Raw genomic sequence first — 955 nt, forward strand, 5'->3', positions numbered from 1 at the left:
TCTTTAAGGCTGCTTATCAACAGCCCATGACATGGAATAAGATCAGCAAAGTAGTGAAATTTGCTATTCATTTCACGGGTTAATCAAGATAAATGTACTATGGGCTTTAATATATCAGAATGAGTATTTTGATAAGTTTATAGATAGGTTTTGAAGGTGTTTAAAACCCTCAAAATACTCAAAACCCCTAAAACTCATAGATTAGGCGTCTTTTGAAGGTTCACTCTATGAATGCAAGGGGATATGGTTGAGCAAACTTATCCTTTATATTTATGGGGATATTGATGTATTAACCATTGACGGGCTAAACAGTTTTGTTTAGAGGTCTTTTTACATAAATGTGGGGGAGAGATCTTCAGCAGTTAAAATAAAGCAGTTTTGGGTGTCACTTTTCTTTGGTAACAGAGGCATGTGCTTTTGTTAAAAGCGTCATAGGGCAGTGGCTGTTTTGAGTGGACTTGTTAGAGGTTCCATGAAGTTCTTTTAAAGAATGCTTCATGAATAATGCAAAGCGGGGGCAATCTGTATTGTTTTCTGTATTTTTACGCCAAAGTTCTCTTTTGAGAATTTTTCGTGCCATTGTTGTTTTCTTTGGCTTGTTTACAGGTGTAAATGTTTATGCGCGCTCCTCAGCTATTTTTCATTCCCCAACAGATAATTTTTCTCGTAGGTATTCAGAAAAGCAGCAATTAGAAAGAATTGAGAAATTACGGTCTTTAACGCCTAAAAGGATCAAGACGCCTTCAGAGCAAAATCCAGAAACGCTTTTGGGTGGGAAGCAATGTTTTCCAATTCATGCTGTTGTTGTTGAGGGAGTGCATCATGTCAAAAAGCGCTCTATATCAGCCGTAACAGAGCCTTATGTTGGAAGATGTATCGGTCTTTTTGATATTCAGCTCTTAATCAAGAAGTTAACCAAAGTTTATTTGGATCAAGGCTATGTAACGGCGCGTTT

General features: G+C 37.2%; 1 protein-coding gene. It reads left to right on the top strand.

The window, feature by feature from the left end:
• Positions 1-497 precede the first annotated feature (497 nt).
• A partial coding sequence (locus tag ACFIM6_RS09960) for a POTRA domain-containing protein (RefSeq protein ID WP_375612682.1) occupies positions 498-955 on the top strand: 458 nt, incomplete at its 3' end.

This window comes from Bartonella sp. AA9NXGY (assembly GCF_042196845.1).
Lineage (GTDB): Bacteria > Pseudomonadota > Alphaproteobacteria > Rhizobiales > Rhizobiaceae > Bartonella.